This is a genomic window from Vibrio sp. CB1-14, assembly GCF_040412085.2.
GTDB classification, from domain to species: Bacteria; Pseudomonadota; Gammaproteobacteria; order Enterobacterales; family Vibrionaceae; genus Vibrio; species Vibrio chaetopteri.
Window position 1 is genome coordinate 2,630,770 of the sequence record NZ_CP115920.1, and the last position, 24,174, is coordinate 2,654,943.

At 46.9% G+C, this 24,174-nt stretch carries 22 protein-coding genes and 1 pseudogene; 4 read left to right on the forward strand and 19 right to left on the reverse strand.

Annotated features, from left to right (window positions below; translation table 11 throughout):
- Positions 1–48: 48 nt before the first annotated feature.
- On the reverse strand, positions 49–2,166 hold the full coding sequence (gene fadJ / locus PG915_RS11855; RefSeq protein WP_353496708.1) for a fatty acid oxidation complex subunit alpha FadJ: 2,118 nt from the start codon (positions 2,164–2,166) through the stop codon (positions 49–51).
- Positions 2,166–3,488: an acetyl-CoA C-acyltransferase FadI gene (gene fadI / locus PG915_RS11860; RefSeq protein WP_418642052.1), complete on the reverse strand. Its 1,323-nt coding sequence runs from the start codon at positions 3,486–3,488 to the stop codon at positions 2,166–2,168. The genes fadJ and fadI overlap by 1 nt, the downstream gene beginning before the upstream one ends.
- A 462-nt stretch (positions 3,489–3,950) precedes the next feature.
- Here fadI and PG915_RS11865 point away from each other — a divergent pair, with 462 nt between their 5' ends.
- The 4 genes from PG915_RS11865 (at position 3,951) to PG915_RS11880 (ending at position 8,340) form a co-directional block, all read left to right on the forward strand.
- Positions 3,951–4,526, forward strand: coding sequence for a sigma-70 family RNA polymerase sigma factor (locus tag PG915_RS11865; RefSeq protein ID WP_353496709.1), 576 nt, complete (start codon positions 3,951–3,953; stop codon positions 4,524–4,526).
- Positions 4,519–5,238: a DUF3379 family protein gene (locus PG915_RS11870; RefSeq protein WP_353496710.1), complete on the forward strand. Its 720-nt coding sequence runs from the start codon at positions 4,519–4,521 to the stop codon at positions 5,236–5,238. The genes PG915_RS11865 and PG915_RS11870 overlap by 8 nt, the downstream gene beginning before the upstream one ends.
- Positions 5,239–5,501: 263 nt before the next feature.
- Positions 5,502–6,797 carry an outer membrane protein transport protein gene (locus PG915_RS11875; RefSeq protein ID WP_353496711.1) on the forward strand — a complete coding sequence of 432 codons (1,296 nt, stop codon included), beginning with the start codon at positions 5,502–5,504 and terminating at the stop codon, positions 6,795–6,797.
- A gap of 259 nt (positions 6,798–7,056) precedes the next feature.
- Entirely contained in the window at positions 7,057–8,340 is a 1,284-nt protein-coding gene (locus PG915_RS11880) for an outer membrane protein transport protein (protein WP_420884624.1), read from the forward strand.
- A gap of 226 nt (positions 8,341–8,566) precedes the next feature.
- Here PG915_RS11880 and PG915_RS11885 read toward each other — a convergent pair whose 3' ends face one another.
- From PG915_RS11885 to PG915_RS11965, 17 genes and pseudogenes are all read right to left on the reverse strand, one after another.
- The gene (locus PG915_RS11885) at positions 8,567–9,487 is read right to left on the reverse strand and encodes an MlaA family lipoprotein (protein ID WP_353496713.1); all 921 of its coding nucleotides are present in this window, start codon (positions 9,485–9,487) and stop codon (positions 8,567–8,569) included.
- 192 nt (positions 9,488–9,679) lie between these two features.
- Positions 9,680–10,894, reverse strand: coding sequence for a c-type cytochrome biogenesis protein CcmI (gene ccmI, locus PG915_RS11890; protein ID WP_353496714.1), 1,215 nt, complete (start codon positions 10,892–10,894; stop codon positions 9,680–9,682).
- The gene (locus tag PG915_RS11895; protein WP_112462189.1) at positions 10,894–11,376 is read right to left on the reverse strand and encodes a cytochrome c-type biogenesis protein; all 483 of its coding nucleotides are present in this window, start codon (positions 11,374–11,376) and stop codon (positions 10,894–10,896) included. The genes ccmI and PG915_RS11895 overlap by 1 nt, the downstream gene beginning before the upstream one ends.
- Positions 11,373–11,927, reverse strand: coding sequence for a DsbE family thiol:disulfide interchange protein (locus PG915_RS11900; RefSeq protein ID WP_353496715.1), 555 nt, complete (start codon positions 11,925–11,927; stop codon positions 11,373–11,375). The genes PG915_RS11895 and PG915_RS11900 overlap by 4 nt, the downstream gene beginning before the upstream one ends.
- The gene (locus PG915_RS11905; protein ID WP_353496716.1) at positions 11,927–13,888 is read right to left on the reverse strand and encodes a heme lyase CcmF/NrfE family subunit; all 1,962 of its coding nucleotides are present in this window, start codon (positions 13,886–13,888) and stop codon (positions 11,927–11,929) included. Before PG915_RS11905 ends, PG915_RS11900 begins: the two co-directional genes overlap by 1 nt.
- The gene (gene ccmE / locus PG915_RS11910; protein WP_353496717.1) at positions 13,885–14,370 is read right to left on the reverse strand and encodes a cytochrome c maturation protein CcmE; all 486 of its coding nucleotides are present in this window, start codon (positions 14,368–14,370) and stop codon (positions 13,885–13,887) included. The genes PG915_RS11905 and ccmE overlap by 4 nt, the downstream gene beginning before the upstream one ends.
- Positions 14,367–14,573, reverse strand: coding sequence for a heme exporter protein CcmD (gene ccmD, locus PG915_RS11915; protein WP_353496718.1), 207 nt, complete (start codon positions 14,571–14,573; stop codon positions 14,367–14,369). Before ccmD ends, ccmE begins: the two co-directional genes overlap by 4 nt.
- A gap of 6 nt (positions 14,574–14,579) precedes the next feature.
- Entirely contained in the window at positions 14,580–15,329 is a 750-nt protein-coding gene (locus PG915_RS11920) for a heme ABC transporter permease (protein WP_353496719.1), read from the reverse strand.
- Positions 15,330–15,413: 84 nt separating this feature from the next.
- A pseudogene (gene ccmB / locus PG915_RS11925) lies at positions 15,414–16,083 on the reverse strand (heme exporter protein CcmB).
- Between the two features lie 6 nt (positions 16,084–16,089).
- Entirely contained in the window at positions 16,090–16,707 is a 618-nt protein-coding gene (ccmA, locus tag PG915_RS11930) for a cytochrome c biogenesis heme-transporting ATPase CcmA (RefSeq protein ID WP_353496720.1), read from the reverse strand.
- Between the two features lie 299 nt (positions 16,708–17,006).
- A complete protein-coding gene (locus PG915_RS11935; RefSeq protein ID WP_353496721.1) occupies positions 17,007–17,510 on the reverse strand; it encodes a DUF2802 domain-containing protein in 504 nt (167 codons plus the stop codon).
- A complete protein-coding gene (locus tag PG915_RS11940; protein WP_042478487.1) occupies positions 17,510–18,004 on the reverse strand; it encodes a chemotaxis protein CheW in 495 nt (164 codons plus the stop codon). The genes PG915_RS11935 and PG915_RS11940 overlap by 1 nt, the downstream gene beginning before the upstream one ends.
- 64 nt (positions 18,005–18,068) lie before the next feature.
- A complete protein-coding gene (locus tag PG915_RS11945; RefSeq protein ID WP_353496722.1) occupies positions 18,069–19,295 on the reverse strand; it encodes a chemotaxis protein CheW in 1,227 nt (408 codons plus the stop codon).
- Positions 19,285–20,064, reverse strand: coding sequence for a ParA family protein (locus PG915_RS11950; protein WP_353496723.1), 780 nt, complete (start codon positions 20,062–20,064; stop codon positions 19,285–19,287). The genes PG915_RS11945 and PG915_RS11950 overlap by 11 nt, the downstream gene beginning before the upstream one ends.
- A gap of 1 nt (position 20,065) precedes the next feature.
- Positions 20,066–21,181, reverse strand: a complete 1,116-nt coding sequence (locus PG915_RS11955; RefSeq protein ID WP_353496724.1) for a protein-glutamate methylesterase/protein-glutamine glutaminase — start codon at positions 21,179–21,181, stop codon at positions 20,066–20,068.
- A gap of 11 nt (positions 21,182–21,192) precedes the next feature.
- Positions 21,193–23,442: a chemotaxis protein CheA gene (locus PG915_RS11960; protein ID WP_353496725.1), complete on the reverse strand. Its 2,250-nt coding sequence runs from the start codon at positions 23,440–23,442 to the stop codon at positions 21,193–21,195.
- An 8-nt stretch (positions 23,443–23,450) separates the two neighbouring features.
- On the reverse strand, positions 23,451–24,167 hold the full coding sequence (locus PG915_RS11965) for a protein phosphatase CheZ (protein WP_353496726.1): 717 nt from the start codon (positions 24,165–24,167) through the stop codon (positions 23,451–23,453).
- Positions 24,168–24,174: the final 7 nt, after the last annotated feature.

Sequence of the window (24,174 nt, forward strand, 5' to 3'; positions counted from 1 at the left end):
GGGGTGAATGTTTGTAGACCCTAAGTTTTCTGTGTAACGCTCTCTAGATTACTTATAAAAGTTCTCTTCTAGGCCTGCTCTCGTCACGAGTCCATCACAAGGTGCAAAGCGGTCACCGTATTTCTGAGCATGCTCATTCATTAAGTCGACGACTTTTTTGATACCCAAAGAGTCCATGTAACGGAATGGGCCACCCAAGAATGGCGGAAAACCGATGCCGAAGATGGCACCAATGTCACCGTCACGAGGGCTGCGAATAATGCCTTCATCTAAACAGCGTACCGCCTCATTAAGCATTGGCAGCACACAGCGGATCGCGATATCTTTTTCTGACATTGTCGCTTCAGGCTTAAGACCTAACACGCTATACACTGAGCTATCAACGGTCTTCTTCTTACCTTTGTAAGTGTAAAAACCTTTACCGGACTTCCGCCCTTTTCGACCATCATTCAACAGCTTGTCGAAGACGTCAGGCCCTTGGAATCGCTCACCCAATTCATTGACCAAAATCGGCATGATCTTAGCGCCAATATCCACGCCAACTTCGTCAAGCAGCGTAATCGGCCCAACAGGGAACCCGAAGTCTAATAATGCTCTATCCAATGACTCAATAGGTTCGTTCGCAAGAAGCACGTTCGCCGACTCATTCATATAGGGCGCAAGAATACGGTTTACATAGAAACCCGCTTGGTCTTTCACCACAATCGGCGTCTTACCTTGCTTTCTTGCAAACTGAACCATAGTGGCGATGGTCTCTTCTGACGTCGTCTCATGAGGAATGACTTCCACTAGAGGCATTTTGTCTGCAGGGCTGAAATAGTGCAGACCAACCACATTTTCTGGACGCTCAGCTTTTTCTGCAATCTGTGCGATTGGAATCGATGACGTGTTGGTCGCAAAAATAGTGGTTGGCTTCGCGTGCGTTTCCACATCATTCACCATTTGCTGTTTTAGACCTAAGTCTTCAAACACGGCTTCAACCACTACGTCCGCTTTATCGAATCCGGTAAAGTCGGTGCCACCTGCCATTTGCAGCATTTGCGCTTGCAAATCTGCTTTAGAAATAATGCGGCGCTTGCGCTTTTTCTCTAATAGCTTGAAGTTGTAACCCAGCGCGTTGACGATACCATCATTAGACACATCTTTAATTCGCACTGGCACTTTAGCTTTGCTGACTGTGACATGAGTAATACCCGCCCCCATTAACCCGCCACCAAGGACTACAGCGTTATTTACCGTGTTTGGCTTAGCATCACTACCAAATTCTTTCTTCATTTCAGTGGTTGCAAAGAAGATAGAACGCAGCGCTTTTGACTCAGACGTCATGACGAGCTCACCGAAACGCTTAGCTTCGTTTTCTAGCCCTTTCTTCATGCCTTTCTCGAGACCATAACGAATCACATCCAAAATAGCGTCTGCTGCTGGATAATTGCCGCGGGTTTTTTCGTTAGTCTTTTTCGCTGCCTGATCAAAAATCACCTTGCGGCCAAGGCCAGTACCCGCCATTAGCACTTCTTTCTTGCTCAGTTTCTTGGCTTTGCGTTTTTTGCCTTTTTCCAAAAACTGTTTAGCCACATCTAGCAGAATAGTCTTCGGTACACTCGCATCAACCACGCCAAGCTTTTTGGCTTTTTTAGCGCGAAGCTGTTTACCCGTTAAGATGAGATCTAATGATGGCAGCAAACCAATCAAACGTGGCAATCGTTGAGTACCGCCAGATCCAGGCAATAATCCAAGCTGCACTTCTGGTAAGCCGAGCTTAGTAATACCAGCATCACTACAGACTCGGTAGTCACACGCCAGCGCCAGCTCAAGCCCACCACCTAGACAAGGTCCGTGTATCGCCGAAACAACTGGGAAGGGCAAATCTGAAAGCTGCTGGAACATCTCTTGTCCTTTAGCTGCTAAAGACTGAGCTTCTTCAGCTGAAGTACAAGCATCAAGCATTCTTACGTCGGCACCAGCGATGAAGTTATCCGGTTTAAGCGAGTGGACTATCAGTCCTTTTAACTCAGATTTTTTCTGCTCTAACTCTTCAAACAGCTGCGCCATCTCTTCCGCAAACGCAGCTTGTAACGTATTCATTTTTTCGCCTGGCACATCGATGCCAAGCCATGCGATGTTCTGCTCATCTACTGAAAGATGAAAGGCTTTTTGTTCACTCATTATTCTACCTCCAGAACCATTGCTGCACCCAAGCCACCTGCTGCACACGCAGTATTAAGAGCAAGCCCTCCCCCGCGTCGCTTCAGTTCATTCAGCGTTTGCGTAATCATTCGCGCACCAGTGGCAGCGAACGGGTGACCGTAAGCAAGGGAGCCACCAAGAACGTTGAACTTATCCATGTCAATTTCACCGATCGCTTGAGAGCGACCCAATTTTTCTCGAGCGAACTTCTCGCTGGCAAACATCTTCACATTAGAGAGCGCTTGCGCCGCAAAGGCTTCGTGCATATCAATCAGCGTTAGGTCGGACAAAGAGATACCCGCGCGATCTAGCGCCATCGGTGTGGCATAGGAAGGCCCCATCAACATATCTTCACGCACACCAATTGCTGAGAAGGCGTAAGAACGGATATAGCCTTTGATTTCAAGCCCAAGCTCTTTCGCTCGCCCTTCACGCATCAACATAATCGCTGCTGCGCCATCCGTTAGCGGCGTACTGTTTGCTGCTGTAACGCTGCCATATTGTCTATCAAATGCTGGACGCAGTTTGCTGTAGCTAGAAAGTTCAGAGTCGTGGCGGATGTTGTTGTCTTCATCCAAGCTCTTCTTATAAGGCTCTGGAAACGCCGACATGACTTCGTCGCGCACTTTACCTTCTTTCCATGCTTGAGAGGCGAGAGTGTGAGAGCGGTGAGCAAGCCCGTCTTGTTCTAAACGAGTGATACCATGCGACTTAGCCATTTGCTCGGCAGTTTGGCCCATAGAAAGGCCTGTCGAGTACTCTGCGACGGCAGGTGGCACTGGCATCAAATCTTTAAACGATAGCTTTTTAAGAATATTGAGTTTTTGACCGACCGTTTTTGTTTTACTCAGAGCCAATAGGTTGGCAGCAAGTTTCTTGGATACGCCAATTGGTAGCACGGAAGATGAGTCTGCTCCACCAGCGATACCGGCGTCTATCGTCCCTGCCATGATACTTTCACAAACGTTGGCAGCGGCTTGGAAGCTCGTCGCACAAGCGCGAGTTACACTGTAGGCATCAGTATTAATGTCCATTCCAGTGCCCAGTACAATTTCACGAGCAATATTTGGCGCTTCTGGCATTTGCACTACTTGACCAAACACCACTTGGTCGATCAACTTAGGATCAATGTTGGTGCGCGCCATCATTTCGGCTACGACCATTTTTCCTAAGTCCACCGCTGGTACTTGACTAAATTCGGTACTTTGGCGGGCAAAAGGGGTACGAAGCCCCGCCACAACAGCAATTCGCTCACCATTTCTAGTGGTGAGATCGATTTTCCCCACGTCCTTACTGCTCATAGTTTCTCCTTCCTAAAGAGGTCTGACCACACGCATTGTAACGAGATTGTTAAGGATTTAAAACAACCGTTTGACAAATATCACTGGTTTTATTGAATAACGTGATAGGGTCGACCAAAATGGAATATGAGAAACGCGTAAAGTCGGCAACAATATGATGTGGGAAAACAAGAAGATATCGGCAGGATTTCAGGCAAAAAAAAACCACACAGATAATTTGTGTGGTTGGAATCTCTAAAGCAATTAACTTGCGCCAATTGAAAATAATCAGTTTCCTGATTAGGAGAAAGTAAAGTCAGCCTTCAAAAGGAAGTGTCATCTTGCTCAACATGTTAGTCCCGAAAGACCAACGAGATGACAGGGTTCACTATAACTGCTCCACAGGTCGGAATTTTGAACTAGATCAATTTTGTGTGACTTTACTGACACTGCAGAACAAAAAACACGGTTCACAGAGCGAAAATGGGGGCTCCTGTGTCATTAATTAAAAATTTTGGAAATAAATTCTCCAAACGTCCGGTCAACTCGGATATGGACAGACAAAGAAAATACGAAGCACTGGTGCGTGCTTATCATCGCGACCTTTTCCGATACGCGTATTGGCTATGCAAAGACAAGCCTATCGCGGAGGATTTGGTTCAGGAAACTTGCCTTCGAGCTTGGAAGTCATTAGACAGCTTGCAAGATGAAAAGGCAGCGAAATCGTGGCTTATCACTATTTTGCGCAGAGAGAACGCAAGACGTTTTGAACGTAAGCAGTTCGATCTGGTCGATATTGATGACTACGGCAACGATGCAAAAGTCTCTGATGACCCTCACCACCAACAGGAATGGCTTCAAGCACAGATAATGAAACTCGACGTCGAGTATCGCGAACCTCTTTTTCTGCAAGTCGTCGGCGGCTTTAGTGGTGAAGAGATTGGCAACATACTCGACTTAAACAAGAATACCGTTATGACTCGATTATTTAGAGCTCGAAACCAGCTTAAAGAGATGCTTGAGTCTGAGGATGCACATAGGGGGCAACAAAATGGATGAGTTAGAATTCCGTCGTCGCGTTATGTCCGATCCTAAGGCAAGAGATCCGGAGCTGTTGGACGCGACCAAAAACAGTGAGGCTAACGCCAAATACCTGGATGATATTCTAGGCCTAGATGCGCGTATTGAACAGGCAATGAAAGTTGACGTGCCTGACGATCTTGCCGATCGAATTTTGTTCAACCAGCCACCGGAAAATAATGTCGTTAAGGTTAGCTTTAGCAAAAAAGCGCTATCATTGGCTGCTTCTGTGATGTTTGCGTTTGGTTTGCTTGTTGGTCAAATTAACTGGGGTAATGTTGTCGTGTCTGACGCGCAAGCATCACTGCCAGAAATGGCCATGGAGCACTTCAACGCTGAGAAAAGCTTTATTGACTCTTTGGATGAAAATCCCTCAAAAGAGCAAATCAACGCCAAGCTATTGCCGTTTGCCTATCAGTTGGGACAAAGCTTTCCGTATCATGTGTTTTACATTAATCATTGTGGTTTTGGTGATTCAAATGCAATGCACATCGTGTTTGAAGGCGAGAAAGGCAAAGTCACTATGTTTCTCACAGGTATTGCCACTGACCACGTGGAAAACTTCGATAAAGATGGCATGGCAGGCATGGTTAAGCCAATGGGCGACAGTAGCTTTGTCCTCGTTGGTGAAGAAGGCGAAGATCTAGCGAAAATCGGCGAAACAATCAAAAAAGTCATGAATCCTGCGTAGAAATGTTGACTTAATAAGGCTTATCCTTTTCGGGTAAGCTTTTTTTGTACCCTCACTCAAATTTAGAGCACCAGCTCTAATAATCCGCATATTCGATGCATTTACTGCCAGTTAGTCGTCATTTATATACTTTTTACGTCATTTTTATTACTGGTCAGATTTCTAATGTCTATACTAGCGATTAGGATCAGCCCCGAATTGAGTTTTAACTCAATTTACACTAACGCCCATAAGAGGCGATTACAAAAAAGGATGTATACTAAATGACTACTTCGCGTCTGTATAAAAAAACACTATTAGCAGTGGCAGTCTCGTCACTCACTTTCGCCTCCCAACAAGCAGCAGCCGCTGGTTTCCAGCTCAACTCTCAATCTGCAACCGGTCTAGGCCGTGCGTTTGCAGGTGATGCTGTTATTGCCGACAACGCGTCGGTAATGTCACGTAATGCTGCGGCTATGACTTTGTTTGATTCTCACCAGTTTTCTGGTGGTGTGAACTACATTAAGACAAGTATTGATGTTAAAGATGTAAACTACAGCCCAATTCCTGGCGTACTACCAACTCAAAATTTAGGTAGCACCAACAACTCTAGTGGTACTCCAGTTCCTAATATTTACTATATCCATAAGGTAAATGACCGTTTGGCTCTAGGTGCAGGCATCTATTCAAACTTTGGTACAAACAACGAGTTTGACTCAAACTTTGGTGCAGGTACCGGTGGTGCTATTGACTCTGATGGTGACGGTATCCCAGATACTCCTTATCCAGATGCGTCTGTTTTTGGCGGTACTACTAAAATTGCTAGTGTGAACTACACCCTAAACGCAGCTTATCGACTTAACGACCAATGGAGCATTGGTGGTGGTATTGACATTGTCAGTGGTTCAGGCGAGTTAAAGCGTGATTTTTACGCGAATCAAGTTAATGCTGTTGATATTGATGTATCAGGCACAGGTATTGGTTTCAACTTGGGTACTGTCTATGAGCTAGACGAGAATAACCGCTTTGGCTTTGCTTATCACTACAGTCCAGAAATCGAAGCTGGTGGTACACTCAAATTAGGTGGCGTTGATACTGGTGAAAAACTGAAGCTTCCTCTACCAAGTATGGCGGAATTCTCTGGTTACCATAAGATCTCAGACACTAAGTTTGCAGTTCACTATAGCCTACAGTGGATTGGCTGGAGTGTATTCGACAAAGTAGAAACCACTGGTGGTACAACAATCAAAGACTACGAGTGGAAAGATGGTTACCACGTAGCGATTGGTGGTACATATTACCTAAACGACGCTTGGACATTACGTGCTGGTTACATGCACGATACGGCAGCACAAGACAAGCTAACCTCTATTTCGGTTCCTGATTCAAACCGTAATTGGTTCTCTGCAGGTGTTGGTTACAACTTCAACAAGCACCATGTAGTTGATTTTGGTTTTACTTACCTAATGGGTGAAGATGTTAATGTTCAAGAGACTCAGGTCCCTGGTATTACACAGCTAACTGCAACAACTAAAGCTAACGCAATCCTAGCTGGTATTCAATACAGCTACAGCTTTTAAGCGCTAGCTAGTCATACCTCAAAAGGGTCGATAATTCGACCCTTTTTGCTTTTCTGTACCTACTCTCACCTTCCCTCCTTACAGCTGTACGCTCAAACTTTACAACATCTCGATAACAACCAGAATATTCACCTAATATATATAACTCACCGATAGATAATCTTGAATGTGCACTTTTAGCCACAAAATAGTTTTAAAGTCATTACTCTAAAAATAGAATCTGCGCTCTAAACGCAATTAATTTGAGCGAACAATAATGATAAATACCAAATACTCTCCCCTTGCTATTGCAGTGGTATTGGGAACACTAGCGTCTACGACTGCGTCTGCAGCAGGCTTTCAACTTGCTGAGTACTCTGCTACTGGCCTAGGCCGAGCTTACGCTGGTGAAGCCGCAATGGCGGATAACGCCGGTGCACAGTGGCGTAACCCTGCAATGCTTACCTACCTAGAAGGTACACAAATTTCCGGCGGTGTGTTGTACGTTGAGCCTAATATTGATGTTAAAGGTACAGCAACGATTTTTGGCCAACCTGTATACACCGAAGCAAAAGATATTGCTCACAGTGCACCAGTACCAAACCTTTATATTTCCCACCAAATTAACGACAAATGGTTCGCAGGTTTAGCTCTAAGCTCAAACTATGGCATGGAGACCGAGTTAGACAGCGAGTTCAAAGCAACTCAATATGGTAATGAAGCGAAGATCATGACCGTTGAAGCTGTGGCAAACCTTGGTTACCAGATAAATGATGCATTCAGTGTTGGTGGTGGTATTCGTTTTGTAACTGGTGAAGGTAAGATTGGCGCAACGGCACCTTTCACACTTCCTACATCAGCAACTACAGCGATTCAAAAAGGCTCATACCTTAAATATGTCGAAGGCACTGACAGCTCATGGGGCTATGTTCTTGGTGCCGCATGGCAAATCAACGATAACCATCGCCTCGGTTTTGCCTACAAATCAGAAGTCATGATGGATTTTGACGGATACGGCGAAGGCGAAGTCTTCCACTTTCAAGGTCGTCGCGACGGCAAGCTTAGCGTAGCACTACCTGCAACCGCAGAAATTGCCTCTTTCCACCAACTAACAGACCAATGGGCGATGCACGCAAGCATTAACTGGACCCAGTGGAGCAGCTTTGAAAAACTAGAAGCTGAGTTTGTTGATGGCGTCACTTCTCCAATCAAGAACGAGAACTGGAAAGACAGCTACCGCTTTGCATTGGGTACAACCTATCAGTTGAACAGCAAACTTGCGCTGCGTGGTGGTGTCGCCTACGACATGTCTGCGGTTGACGACAAATACCGTACTACAACGATTCCAGAGACTGACCGTACTTGGCTTAGTGCAGGTGTTAGCTACGCCTTTACTAAGCAATTTACTTTGGATGGCGGTCTGACCTACATCATGGCTCGCGACGCGTCTATTGTTGAACCACGTGATAAGCTGGATGAAAGCGCGGCCGTGTTTGGCACGTTTGAAGGTGAAATCTCAGGTGATGTTTGGATTGCGGGTATTCAAGCTAACTACCGTTTCTAATCTCCTGATTTAACATCAAACGCAGTAAATTGATCGTCATCCCCTTGCAAAAGGGGATCTCATACAGCGCGTCGCAAACTCAAATTTTGAGTTAGTCGAACAATCTAAGTTGGTCACGCGCTTGGGGAGATCTTCACTTTGGTGAAGATGACGACCAGTTATGGACAAATACGTCACTCGATTGAGTGACGTTTTTCTTTTTACTCACTAGAACGATTCTTTAAAGCTACTCATCAAAGCTATCCAAGTAGTCATCGATATACGCTTCTTGCTCTTCATCGACCTCATCACTTACCACTTCAGCATTGTAGTTCTGGCGCTGAATATAGATATCACGAGTCAGTGCATATGGATCCGGTGAGCGTTCCAACGTTGCCTCTTGAGACACAACGAGCGCACGTTTCTCCATACCTTCTAACGCCCATTTGCCAAGGCTTGCCCAGAAATTGAGGAATGAAATAGGTGGGTAAAGACCATCAACTACGTCAGCACCCTCACGCAAGGTAATCGGCCCATAACCGGGTACCATGAAGTAAGGACCGGTGCCTACACCGTAGTGACCAATGGCATCACCAAACTCTTTCTTGTCGTGTTTTTCTATACCTGCAGCCGAAGCGATATCAATAAAGCCTAACAAACCAAGCGTACTGTTGATCCAAAAACGATTGAAATGATCGAATGCTTTTGAGCCATTGCCCATCACCGCATTGTTCACAACACTAAATGGTTCATCTAAGTTGGCAAGGAAGTTACTCACACCTGAACGTACAGGAACAGGCGTGTAATTCACGTAAGCAAGTGATACGGGTCTGACGAAGTACGGGTCTAGATAGTCATAGTTGAAGGTAAACATCGCTCGGTTGAAACCTTCAAACGGGTCATAAACATCGGTGCCTACTGACGTGTCGCTATTAAGGTCGACGCTACTTTGGGAAGCCTCAACACTGTATTCATTCACTGCGTCTTTTGGCGCATTAGTATTCTCTACCGATGCGTCAGTAGATTGAGACACGATAGGAGTAGCCGTTGCTTCCTGAGTAGAAGGAACTTGATTGTCTTTTGGTGCTGAAGAGCAGCCAAATAGAAATACGCTAGATACAAAAACGGCAAAAAGCGTAGACTTTTTGCCGGTTATTGCTGATTGCATAACCTCATCCATAAGCCAGTACAATCTGCGTCTGATATGTTAACTATTTTTCTATTTACTTGATAAGTAAGTAATTAACGTCAGATTGTATTAATAACCACTATGGATGAGTATAGCGGCATGCGACCGTCCAAGCTAGTTAAAGCAACAAGTTGGACACATTTTATTTAATCACACGCCATAGTTTGTTGATTAGTACTGCTGGTCAATAACAAGCTCTACGGTATCACCAAGTGCGGCAGGCTGGCTTTCACCAAACCAATCGCCATCTCGTGTTGCAACATTCCCATCACTGTCAATACGAGCTCTAACAATCAAACCATCAAGGCTAGATAACTTACGACCTTGCATCATGCTGTTGTTGTCATCCAGTACTACTGTGCGAGGGAATGTTCCTAGCGGGTAACGAGCTGCCGCTACTGGCATTGGAGAACCATCAGCCGGGTGCACAGACACAATCAGCGCAGCATCTTGAGGAAGGCTCACGTCTGATGACACGGTAATCGTGACAGCGACAGATTTGCCTTCAACAATTGGCTCACCCATTTTGGCTTGCGCATTTTCAATACTGCGAGTCAACATTTCATAACGGCTATCATCAGGACCAATCATACGTTGCATAACAGACCAATAACGAACCGCGGCTGGGTAATCCTGACGCTCAAAAGCATCAAATGCGAGAAGAGAAAGGACGCGTAGATCAACATACTCTTCTTTCAACAAGCTGTTCAAAAGGCCTCGAGCCTGATTCTGCTCTAATTCGTCTTGTGACATCATCAAAGCCTGCGCATAACCCAGCTTCACATCTGCATCATTTGGCTCAAGACGGTAGGCTTTTTCCATTGCATCTGTCGCTGTTGTCACGTCGCGGTTAGCAAGTGCAATACGACCAAGTAACAACCAACCGGTTGAATCATCAGGCTGATAATGCAGACGAGTACGAAGCGCTAACGTTAGGTCTTGCATCTCGTCTTCTGTCATTGGCTCAGCAGACTCACCCATCAAACGCTTAGAAAGTTCTGGCAAACGACCAGATACTTCTTGCCAATCCTGAACCTTACCAGCGCCACCGAAATGCATGTACAACCCGTAAGTCATGACGACAACCAGCACCACTGAAGGCACAAGAATCGTCATTGGCGATAAAGAAGTTTTCTTTGTCTCCGCTTGATTTGGAATGTCATCAAGCAGTGACTGCTTAAGATCGTCAATCAGATCTTGCTGGTTTTCTACCAAACCTTCGTTAGTTTCTTCTTCGAGCTCGGTCAGGCGATCTTTATAGAATGCCTTGTTTAGCTCGTCACGAAGTTGGTCATCATTATTGGCTTTCTTACTGTTTAGCGTCAGAGCCAATAGCACAATAGCAACGACGACAAGAACGACAGTTGATATCCAAAATAGTGTCATTACTGCTTATCTCCAGTCTCTTTGTCATCGAGTAAAGCCTTTAGCTTGGCTTCTTTGTCATCGCTCCACTGCTCACTTTTCTGGGCTTTCTGAATGCGATTGTTGCGGCTTCGTACCACAATTAATCCAAAGCCAAGCACGATAACAAACAGCGGCCCAAGCCAAAGTATCGACGTTGCGAGCGTTAATGGCGGGTTATAGGTTACAAAGTTACCGTAACGAGCAATCATGTAATCAACGATTTCTTGCTTCGATTTGCCCTCTTTAGTCATCTCATACACTTTCTGACGCAAATCTTGCGCGAGTTCAGCGTTTGAGTCACCAATCGTGTTGTTCTGACACTTAGGGCACCGCAATGTGTGGCTCAATTCTTTAAACTGATTCTCTTGCTCTAGCGAATCAAATTCATGAATCTCAATTGTAGCGTTTACCGCAAATGCCAAGACTAAGCTTGAGGCCAGCGCAACTAACCATTTTTTCATTGCTTCGCCTCCTCTAGCATCTGCTGATACAGCGGCTGAAGTTTTTCACTCCAGTTTTGCGAATTAACATCACCTACATGGCGATAACGAATGACACCGTTCGCATCGATGAGAAACGTCTCTGGCGCTCCATATACGCCAAGATCCAGTCCAAGCATACCGTCACCATCAAAAAGACTGATTAGGTATGGGTTACCAAGCTCGTTTAGCCACTGAACCGCTTTATTACGCTGGTCCTTGTAGTTAAGGCCAATGATTTTCACGCCATTTGCAGCAAGTTCATTGAGATATTGATGCTCGGCATAACAGGTTGGACACCAGGTCGCCCATACATTAAGTAGTAGAGGCTCACCTGTAAACACCGCTTGGTCATACAACTTGCCAGGTTCCGCCAAGTCTTCTAGACGAAACTGTGGTACTTGCTTGCCAATCAATACCGACTCTAATTTAGTTGGGTCATCACCGGCTTGGTTTCGACCTAACTGCACAGCGAAGACCGAAACTAGAATCAGAAAGGCAACTAACGGAATAAACAGAATTTTTTTATTCATTATGCCTCTCCTTGCGCTTTATCGGTTTTTCTAAAACGATAACGCTTGTCGCTGATTGCCAGCGCACCACCAATCGACATCATGATGGCACCAAACCAAATCCAACGTACGAATGGCTTGTGGTAGATACGCACTGCCCATGATTTACCGTCATCCAGTCGCTCACCCATCGCAATATAAAGGTCGCGCGTTACGCCACGATCGATCGCCGCTTCCGTCATCATCGACTTCGCCGTGCGATAGAAACGTTTCTCAGCGTGCAAGGTGTTGATGTACTTACCATCTTTGGTAATTTCAAAGTCAGCAATGTAGCCGTCGTAGTTAGGGCCGTCTTTATCACGCACGCCTTGGAAGTAGAAGTTGTAATCGTAAACCTGATAGTTTTCACCAGGAGCCAAACGAACGTCACGCTCAATACTGTAAATTTGCACCATCGCAATACCGATAATACTTACAGCAAGACCAAGGTGACCAAGGATCATTGCCCAGTGACTGCGAGGTAGCTTCTTAACACCTTCAGCAAACGAGTGGCGATGAGTTGCACGCTCGTACAGCTCAAAGCCGTGCATCGTAATGATCCAAGAAGCCATCAGCCAACCAAGAAACGCCATTCCAGTGAAGTATTCAGCTAGGACTAACATCATCAGTGCAGAGAAGGCCACTGAGATAATACCGGAGACGAGCATAGGTTTAGCTAGAGTCGATAGTTTGTCACGCTTCCAACGGATCAGCGGACCAATACCAAGTAGGAACGAAAACGGAATCATCAACCATGCAAACAGCATATCGAAGAAAGGCGCGCCGATAGATACTGAACCTAAACCAATTTGTTTGTGTACCAACGGTAACAAAGTACCAACCAATACGACAACCAACGCCGCCATCAACAGCACGTTATTACCAAGCAACGCGTTTTCTCGCGACAGCAAATCAAAATTGCCGCGTGCACGCACTGAAGCGCCTTTCAAGGCAAATAACAACAGCGAACCACCGATGACAAATACCAAGAAGCCAAGGATGAACATACCGCGCGATGGATCAGAGGCGAACGCGTGAACGGATACCAAGATGCCTGAGCGAACCAAGAAGGTACCTAACAGGCTCAAAGAGAACGCAGAGATCGCTAGCAATACCGTCCATGCTTTAAAAGTGCCGCGTTTTTCCGTCACGGCTAGTGAGTGCATCAATGCCGTACCCGCAAGCCAAGGCATGAAAGAGGCATTTTCTACTGGATCCCAGAACCACCAGCCGCCCCAGCCAAGTTCGTAATACGCCCACCAAGAGCCAAGCGCAATACCCATAGTTAGGAATACCCACGCCGCTGTCGTCCAAGGACGAGACCAACGTGCCCACGCCGTATCAAGACGACCTGACATGAGTGAGGCAATAGCAAACGAGAACGCAACAGAGAAACCTACGTAACCCATGTAGAGCATTGGTGGGTGGATGATCAATCCCGGGTCTTGCAATAACGGGTTGAGGTCACGGCCATCAACAGGGAAGAAAGGTAATGTTCTTAAGAATGGGTTCGAGGTAACAATAATGAACAGTAGGAAACCTACTGTGATCATACCCATCACCGCGAGCACACGAGCGACAGATTCTTGCGGCATACCGCGACTAAATGTCGCAACGGCAACTGTCCACGCTGCTTGGATTAACACCCACAGCAATAATGAACCTTCGTGTGCACCCCATACAGCGGTTAGGCGATAATACCAAGGCAACTGGGTATTCGAGTTACTCGCCACATATTGCAAAGTGAAATCATTAACGTAGAACGCCCATTCCAAGATAAGGAATGAAATAAGCAGCATGATGAACATACCCCAAGACAAAGGTCTTGCAGTATTCATCAGCATAGTGTTGTTTCGAGAGGCACCAAACAGCGGCAAGATACTCAACAGCACAGACAAACTGAGCGAGAGTATCAGCGCAAAGTGGCCGATTTCAGCAATCATAGACCGCTTCCTTGTTTTTGTTCTTCAGAGTATTCCAGTGGGGCGTGAGTTTTCTTCATCGCTTCAGCAATCTCAGGTGGCATGTATTCTTCATCGTGCTTAGCAAGAACTTCGAAAGCCTCGATTTTGGTCGGTTCAACCAGTACGCCTTGCGCCACAATGCCCTGCCCTTCACGGAACAAGTCTGGAAGAATGCCATCGTAGACTACCGTAACCTTCGGCCCGACATCGGCAAGGTCAAAACTCACACGCAGTGATTCAGAATCACGACTGACCGAACCCGCAACCACCATACCGCCGATTCGAAGACGCTGGCCGATTTCTGGTTTGCCGCCATTTTCTTTACCGTTCACCAATTCCGTTGGCGTGTAGAACAAATCCATGTTTTGGTTTAGCGCATAGAGAATCAACCCAACCGTCGCACTGATACCAACGAAAATGGCTAAAATAATGCCAAGCCTTTTCTTACGTCTTGGGGTCATAGTGTGTTCTCCATATTTTTCGCCGCGTCGATGCGCGCTTGTCTATCGACTTTGGCTTGTACATCTCTGAGCAATTTCTTGCCGCGTGACACGCTTGTCACCCAAAGAATCAACATAGCTAAGTAAGTAATACCGAAGGCACTCCACACATACGCCGCGTAGCCGCCCATGGCAAAAAAGTCGCTCAAGGATTCAAAGTGCATGGTGGTTTACCCCTTCTGATTCGATTGCGCAGCCAAGGCAACCACCCATGGTCTGTGGCCTTCTTTACTGATGATTTCGTTACGCAGGCGGATCATCGTCAGCGCACCGAAGAAAAATGCAAAGCCAAAAATATTCAGTAGCAGCGGCCACAACATATCGTTGGAGATCGATGGCTTCGCAAATTTAGTAATGGTTGCGCCTTGGTGCAACGTGTTCCACCACTCCACTGAGAAGTGGATAATCGGCAAATTCACCACACCAACGATCGCGAGAATACCCGCCGCTTTAGCGGCCGTTTTTTGATCATCGAACGCATGGTAAAGTGCGATAACACCAAGGTATAAAAACAGTAAGATAAGCTCAGAGGTCAGGCGTGCATCCCACACCCACCATGCGCCCCACATAGGTTTACCCCAAACTGCGCCAGTGAGAAGCGCAATGAACGTAAACACTGCACCGATGGGTGCCATAGCCAGTGCCGCCATACTAGAGAGTTTCAACTGCCACACTAAGCCAACAAACGCGGCGATGGCCATCGACATGTACACACCCATCGACCAGATAGCCGAAGGTACATGAATATAAATGATCCTAAAGCTGTCGCCTTGCTGGTAATCCGCAGGCGCGTAAGCAAGCCCCCAAACGGTACCAATAGAAAGGCACAGCAATGCAAGGGTGGCAAACCAAGGCAGTAATTTGCCACACAGCTGATAAGTGGTTTCGGTTTTGGCGTAAGGATGAAGCCATTTCCACATAGTGTTTCTCACTCTTTGACGACATTTTTCCCATTGCTTTAAGCTGTGATATTCGCTTTGGACAATGATATTAGCGTTATTATATTAGTTGACGCTGACTCTCAAGGCTGCACTGATGGCAAAGGGAGTCAAGGTCATCGCGCCCACCAGCATGGCCGCGAGCAAAGCTAACTGACCATTATACGCAACCCCTAAGGAGGCAGCATCAATCGCTGATGTAGCAAATATTAGAATTGGGATGTAAAGCGGGAGCACCAGTAGACTCAGCAGCACTCCTCCTTTTTGCAGCCCTACAGTCAAGGCTACCCCAATAGCTCCAATAAAGCTCAGTGTTGGTGTTCCTACCAACAGGGTCAGCACCACCGCAATCCATGTATTGCTATCAAGAGACAACAAAATTGCCAGCAATGGGCTGATAATAATAAGCGGCAAACCCGTAAGTAGCCAGTGCGCGATGATCTTTGCCATCACTACTAATTGCAGTGGGATAGGCATCAGCATCATCTGCTCTAAAGAGCCATCTTGAAAATCATCTTTGAACAGTCGTTCTAAGGAAAGCAGCGCCGATAGCAGCGCAGCCACCCATACAATCCCTGCTGAAATTCGCGCTAGCAGATTAGGCTCTGGGCCGATACTAAGCGGAAACAGCGTGATCACTATGATAAAAAAACCACAATGGGTTGAAAATATCCGCTTGGCGACGAAACGCAATCAGCAGTTCGCGGCGAACAATTTTCATCATGGAAGACAACATCATCGTTTAAGCTCCCAAGGTGATTTTTTTAAGTTTAGGGTTGTCACTAAACATATCTTGGTGCGTGGTAAGTAAAACTATCCCACCTTTGTTAGCGTGCTCCAAAAACAAGTTTTCCAGTACCTTTACCCCTTGCTTATCAATCGCAGTCAGTGGCTCATCAAGGATCCACAACATTTGCTCACTTAACCACAACCTAGCCAACGCCACGCGTCGCTGCTGCCCCGCAGAAAGCTGAGCCACCGGCACGTCTTCACGACCAGCGAGTCCAACTTGCGTTAGCGCAGTAAAAATTTGTTGGTCCGAAGTGAGAGGTGCGTGTATCGATTGATAAAATCTAAGGTTCTCAAACGCAGTGAGATCGCGCTTTACGCCAGTTTGATGGCCAAGAAACAGCAGTGATTGATGGAAGTCTTCTCGATTGGATTGGATAGACTCACCATTCCATTTGATGTCGCCTTCCTCTTTATCTCCCAATCCCGCTACGATGCGCATTAAGGTGGTTTTACCGGTCCCGTTGCGACCCTCAATCTGAACGAGATCACCGCCTTGTAACGAAAATGATAAATTTTCGAACAATATCCGCTCATCTCGAATCGCGGTTAAATTTGTAACTTCTAACATTCAATTAAACACTGGCTCGACTGGGCGTTCATCTTACCATAGCTACTTATGCGTGAAAGTGTAATGTTTAAATCGGCTTCACGAAACTTAGTAATAAACAATAAATTACTGTTCTCTAACTGAAATAACTACCCACAAAGTAGTATGTTCCGACACAAAACTTCACATTCGGACGCATGATAGGATACCAGACTGCATTCAGTCGGCTAATTAGAAAGGGTAAAAGAGTGTTACGATTGTTATTGAGGTGTTTTAAGGGCGTCAATTAGACATTAACACCCCGTGAATAAACAGATCGTCTAGCGTGGTCGTTTTTGTGGTGGATAGTTCGTTGCCGCTCGGCGCGCAGGTTGTGCTCGCTCTTTGTGCAGCGGTGGTACTTTTTCTTTGCCAGCAATCTTTTTCTGCAAAGAAAGCATCAGCTCAGCTTCGGCTTTTGGGAGTTCGCACTCTTCAATAAGCTCGTTAATGTCGGCGCCCAAGCGTACCATCTTGTTAGCGCGAGTGTATAAGCGCCCATCGTTGTCGACGTTCTCAAGTTCAAGAATACGTTCGGTAAGGTGGACGATGATTTCCTCTTGTTCAGAAACCTTTTGGCCAAGCCCTACCAATACGGAGCGAACTTCAAGTAACTGCTTATTGCACTTCTCGACTTCCTTTTCAAACGATCGCTTCTGTTGTCGTGCATGTGCCTTGTGCATGTTTAAGCCACGATGCACTTTCACCAACCAAACGAAAAGGATAACGACAATCGCCACCCCTCCCCAAAGAAGAGGTGACGTTAAAGACACAGCGTCAAACATTATAGGTAAGCCATCTCATCCCACTCATCTTCAGAGAGCAGTTTATTGAGGTCAACAAGGATAAGCAGTTTGCCATCACGGTTACTTACACCTTGGATAAACTTAGCACTTTCATCGGTACCCACGCTTGGTGTGGTATCAATTTCTGACGAACGTAGGTAAACCACTTCCGCAACGCTATCAACCAAGATACCAATCACTTGGCGCTCAGACTCAATCACAATAATACGCGTGTTGTCTGTGATCTCACCTTGCATCAAACCAAAGCGTGAGCGAGTGTCGATAACCGTCACAACGTTACCACGCAGATTGATAATACCTAGCACGTAATCTGGTGCACCTGGTACTGGAGCGATTTCAGTGTAACGCAGCACTTCGCGTACTTGCATTACGTTGATGCCATAGGTTTCTTCTTCTAGTTGAAACGTAACCCACTGAAGAACTTCATCGTTTGATTGTTCTTTTCTTAGTTCAACATCCATCGTTTGAGACATAGTCTTCCTCTCAATTTCATTCTGATCAGCGACGCTCTACGTCGTTTGACATCAATTTATTCAATCACTGTACTGATTTAACATCTAATCCAGCGTTAAGCATATCTATTAGTTCAGACACATGAACCAGCGCACACATTTGCTGTTTCACCATGCCTGCAAGCCACGGCCGCTTACCTGCTTTCTCACGCCAACGAACGGCAACAGGCTGAAGTTGTTCCGTGCCCTTAAGTTCTGTTGCAGCAAGTCCCCAGTTACTCTCACCGAGCATGACAATGTATTGATAGTCTTCTTTGTAACTATCATCTTTGAGCACATCCGGCATCACCCACATTGCTGTGTCGACGACATCAAGCTGGCTCTCTCGACTCGACTGTAAACCTAAGTACCAAGCAGGTCGCCCAATCAAATGACTTAACTCGCCCATTTGATGAATACCACCTAGCTCATCTAAAGGCACCGCAAACGTCATTCCGCCAACGTCAAAGTAGAGCACTTGAAAGCTCTCGGTACGTTCGTTGTTTACCCAAACGTGATCCGCACCACCGCCATTCGCGACGTCAGGTTGGGTTTCAACCGCTACACTTTGAGCCACTTCTATACTATCGGCGACTTCCACCGTCTCTTGAGCGTTGATTGATGACTGTAGATTATCAAGTTCATTCAGCTCAGGCGCAATGACAGTGTCAGCTTCTAATGCTTCAACATCCCAGCCTTGGATTTCACTCTCACTGGCTGCATCTACTGTCGGCTGTTCAAGGCTTGGCTCAGCTTGCGGTTCAATTTCAATGTCCACTTGCTGCTGAAGGCCGCTGAACAGTTTTTCCAGATGTTGCAAATCTGGCTGCTCCGCAAACGCTTCAAACTCCGCCTCCACCGACTGCTGCACATCTGGTGCGGCCTGTGTCATAAGAGGTGGCGTTGTATCATTCCAATCTGGCTCTGGCTCTGGCTCTGGCTCTGGCTCTGGCTCTGGCTCTGGCTCTGGCTCTGGCTCTGGCTCTGGCTCTGGCTCTGGCTCTGGCTCTGGCTCTGGCTCTGGCTCTGGCTCTGGCTCTGGCTCTGGCTCTGGCTCTGGCTCTGGCTCTGGCTCTGGCTCTGGCTCTGGCTCTGGCTCTGGCTCTGGCTCTGGCTCTGGCTCTGGCTCTGGCTCTGGCTCTGGCTCAACAGGAACATCTTCGAGCGCTTGCTCTTCGTCAAGCTGCAATTCGTCTTGTTCTAAACCAAGCAGCGACGCAAAATAATCATCCAGCGCCTGCTCACTTGAGAGCGGTGCGGTATCAGCTTTCATCTTGCGCTAGCCTCTCCAAGTAAATCAGCAACTGTTTGTAGGCAAAGACACCTCGACTGCCCGCCGCAAAATGTGACGCAGGCAAATGCTTTAAACTGGCATCGCGAAATTTAGTGTCTATCGGTACTGCCGAGCTCCACACTTGCGATGGGTAATCTTGTTTAAGCTGAGTCAAGGTTTGCAGCGATGCGCGTGTACGTTTGTCGTACATGGTTGGCACTATGGTGACCTTAAACGGACGCTGACGCGACTTTTGCATAATCGCAAGTGTACGCACCATACGCTCTAAGCCTTTCATCGCTAAGAATTCTGTTTGGACCGGAATTAAGATGCGATCACTTGCCGCCAGCGCATTCACCATCATGACCCCAAGGATAGGTGGGCAATCAATCAACACGTAATCGTAATCATCACGAATAGTCATTAGAGCGCGTTTAAGGATAAGCCCCATACCACTACGATTACCCATCACTCGATCAAGCGTTGCCAGCGACATGTGAGCTGGCAAAATATCGATATTTTCGATGTTAGTGTTGTGGATTAACGGCTTAACTCGACTATCACTGAACTCTTTAAGCTGGAACAGATCAAACAAACTGTGTGATAGATGATCTGAGTCCATGCCTAAGTAAGTGGTCAATGAGGCATGAGGATCGGTATCGATAAGCAATACACGATTACCTTTCTGGCTCAAAAGCCCCGCCAACGTAACCGTGGTTGTCGTTTTACCGACACCGCCTTTTTGGTTAGCAACACTCCATACGATCATGTTACGACCTCTTCAACTCAACCAAAATGCGTTCGGCAATACGATCAAGAGGCAGATCTTCTGAAGATATCCCTGCCTTGGCGACTGCTTGTGGCATACCGTAAACCACGCAAGAGTCTTCATCTTGAGCCCATACCGTCGACCCAGCAGATTTAAGCATGCGTGCACCTTCTCGGCCATCAGCCCCCATTCCGGTCAGTACCATCGACAATACTTTGTCGTGGTAAATCTTGGCCGCCGAGCCAAAGGTAACATCAACACAAGGTTTGTAGTTCATGCGTTCACCGCCATCAAGAATGCGGATTTTCGCACTCCCAGGGCGCCCTTCGATCATCATTTGCATACCGCCAGGGGCAAGATAGGCCACACCTGGTTGCAGTACATCGCCATTAGCAGCCTCTTTCACCGTGATTTGGCAGAGCGAGTTTAGCCTAGCCGCGAATGCTGCGGTAAAAGTTGCTGGCATATGCTGGATCAGCAAAATCGGATGAGGGTAATTGGCTGGCAATTTAGTCAGGATTTTTTGCAGGGCAACAGGGCCGCCTGTCGACGTACCAATCACCGTCAACTGATAGCTTTTGCCGCTACTGCGAAAACGCGCTGCAGGTGCCGCCGTTTTAGACGCTGATGCATCATCATTAGAGCGAGTGACTGCTGCTCTTGGCGCAGTGCTTGGCGTAGACATAGTTCGGCGCTCCGCCGTGCGTCTCAATAACGCTCTGCGGCTAGCAATTTGCTGCACGCGCTGCTGCAGTAAGCTAACTGCTTCATCTTTATTTCGTGCGATGTCTTCAAACTTCTTAGGCAAGAAGTCCAACGCCCCAGCTTCTAGCGCATCCAGCGTGGCTTTTGCGCCTTCATGGGTCAATGAAGAAAACATCAAAATAGGGGTTGGCTGAGCGCTCATGATCTCACGGACAGCAGTGATGCCATCCATGACGGGCATCTCAATGTCCATAGTGATCACGTCAGGCTTTAGCGCCAGCGCTTTTTCTACCGCTTCTTTACCATTGATGGCCACGTCGATAACTTCCAGACGTGGCGCAGCATTGATAATGTCGCTGACTCGGCGACGGAAGAAACTAGAGTCATCTACAACTAATACTTTTAACGACATAGACTTCCTTATCAGATACGCGATGCTGCAGCGTACTGTTTAAGCAAGTCCGGCACGTCAAGAATAAGCGCAATATGACCGTCACTGGTGATCGTTGCACCAGCCATACCTGGAGTACCTTGTAGCAAGCTATCGAGCGGCTTGATCACCACTTCCTCTTGACCAATCAAGGTATCAACAACAAAGCCAACACGCTGACTACCAATTTGAACAATCACGACGTGACCATGGCCGGTGCGCTGCTGAGCGCGACCCGCGTGTGGTGCTAGCCAGTCCTGCAAATAGAATAGCGGGATAGACTTATCACGAACGATAATCGTCAACTGACCATCAACCACATTTGTGCGGCTTAGATCCAAGTGGAAAATCTCATTCACACTTGCAAGTGGCAGTGCAAATGGGTTTTTACCAACACCCACCATCAAGGTCGGTAAGATCGCTAAAGTCAGTGGGACTTTAATAGTGATCTTGGTACCTTTACCAAGCTCTGAATCGATATCGATTGAACCGTTTAGAGTGTTGATGGCGGTTTTCACCACGTCCATTCCTACACCACGGCCAGAGATATCAGAAATCTTCTCTTTGCTTGAGAAACCCGGCATAAAGATAAGGTTAAAGCACTCTTTATCCGTCAAGCGAGACGCAGCATCTTCATCCATCATTCCGCGTTTCACCGCAATGGCACGCAGTTTATCAGGATCCATACCGCCACCATCATCGATGATTGCGAGCTCAATATGGTCGCCTTCTTGCGATGCTGATAAGGTAATTTTACCGGTACGGGACTTGCCAGTAGATTCACGGACGTCTGGCATTTCAATGCCATGGTCAACCGAGTTGCGCACCAAGTGGATCAATGGATCCGCGAGTGCTTCGACTAGGTTTTTATCCAGATCGGTATCTTCGCCTTGCATCTCAAGTACGATGTCTTTGTTTAGGCTACGTGCTAAATCGCGAACCACGCGAGGGAAACGGCCAAACACCTTTTTAATCGGTTGCATGCGGGTTTTCATTACCGCACCTTGCAAATCTGCGGTAACAACATCGAGATTCGAGACCGCTTTCGACATCTCTTCATCGTTGCTGTTAAGACCTAAGCTCACCAAACGATTACGAACCAATACCAATTCGCCTACCATGTTCATAATGGTATCTAGTGTTGACGTATCAACGCGTACACTTGCTTCTGCTTGTGGTTTCTTAGGCGCAACCGCTGTCGCTTTTTTCTCAGCCGGTAGTGATTTTTCACTGTTACCTACGCTGACAGGTGCAACAGTTGTTGCAGCAACAGGCTCTGCGACAGGTGCTGCAGGTTCAACTGGCTTAGTGTCAGCAGGTGCTTCGTTCATTGAAGCAGGCTTAGTCGCAGCATCTAGCTCATCAGGAGAGGGACCTTTACCTACACCATGCAGTTCATCTAACAACTTTTCGAACTCTTCGTCTGTCATCAAATCGCCGCCATCATTCGCAGAGCTAGCAGCGGGGGTTGGCGCTGGTTTAGACGGAGCAACTGGCGCTGGCTGAACACCATCCGCTGCAGATGGGCCTTTACCAACACCATGAAGCTCATCTAGAAGCTTTTCGAACTCGTCGTCGGTTATATCCGATGAAGGAAGATTGCTCGGCGCTGACGCGGAAGCTGGCGTTTCAACCACTGTCATGGTCGGTTTAGCGGTTGATTTCGTTGGACTGCAACCTTTACCGTGAAGCTCATCCAATAAACGTTCAAATTCGTCTTGAGTAATATCATCAATCGAACCACTCGCGGAGATCTCCGCAGCTGGCGCTTCTGACACTACCTCAGGAACGGATTCTGGAACAACGTCGACGACTGGCGGCGGTGGAGGTGGGGCTGCAGCTTCGTCAGCAGATTCTGGGCTACTTAAACGATGAAGCTCTTCAAGCAGAGTAGGATCGGCAGGATCAATCTGCTCCATATTTTGAACTGACTGGAACTGAACGTTTACCGTATCCAGCGCTTTTAACATGGTATCCATTAAGCTAGCATTCACCGAACGCTGTCCGTTACGTAATATATCGAACACGTTTTCTGCGCCATGGCAGGTATCAACCAGTTCGGTCAACGCCAAGAATCCGGCACCACCTTTCACGGTATGAAAGCCTCTAAAGATCGCGTTGAGCAGATCTTTATCTTCCGGGTTATTTTCTAGCTCAACAAGTTGCTCAGAAAGTAACTCTAGGATCTCCCCCGCTTCCACTAGGAAGTCCTGAAGGATCTCTTCATCTAATTCGTAGCTCATAGTCACCCCTAAAACCCAAGACTTGACAGTAAGTCATCAACTTCGTCTTGCGAAGCAACAGCATCGTCACGCTCATGAGGATTTATGATTGGTCCTTCAACGCCAGAGGTCGCTTGCTTTGGTTTTGTTGTTATTGGTTGTTGTTCGTCACTGAACACTTTCAAGATTTCTACCAAGCGCGTTTCCACTTCACTCACTAACGTGATGACGCGTCGGATGATCTGTCCAGTAAGGTCTTGAAAGTCCTGTGCCATAAGGATATTGGTCAGTTGAGTACGCAATTCGGTACTGTCCCCTTCCACCTGACTGAGTAAGTCATCAATGCGATGACACAGGTCTTTAAACTGCTGTAGCTCGAGCCTGCCATGCATTAGCTCGTTCCACTGAGGGCGTACCTGAGTTAAACACTCATGTAAACTGTCCGCCATTGGCAAACAGCGTTCCACCGCATCCATGGTTGTATTCGCTGAGACTTCGGTCTTATTGATGACGTATTCAAGACGATCGCGCGCTTCTGGGATTTCGTCAGTAGCAATCTCGTTAAGACGAGTATCGTAACTGAATTCCGTCAGTGCATCGTGTAGGTCACGGGTTAGCGCACCAACTTCTTGAAGCACTTTGCGCTCACTGCCACCTTGAATCATCATGACCAGCTCGTCCGCTTCTTGTTGCTTGCCTTGTTCTAACAAATCAACAAGTTGCTTAGCTTGTTCCAATGAAATCATTCTGATG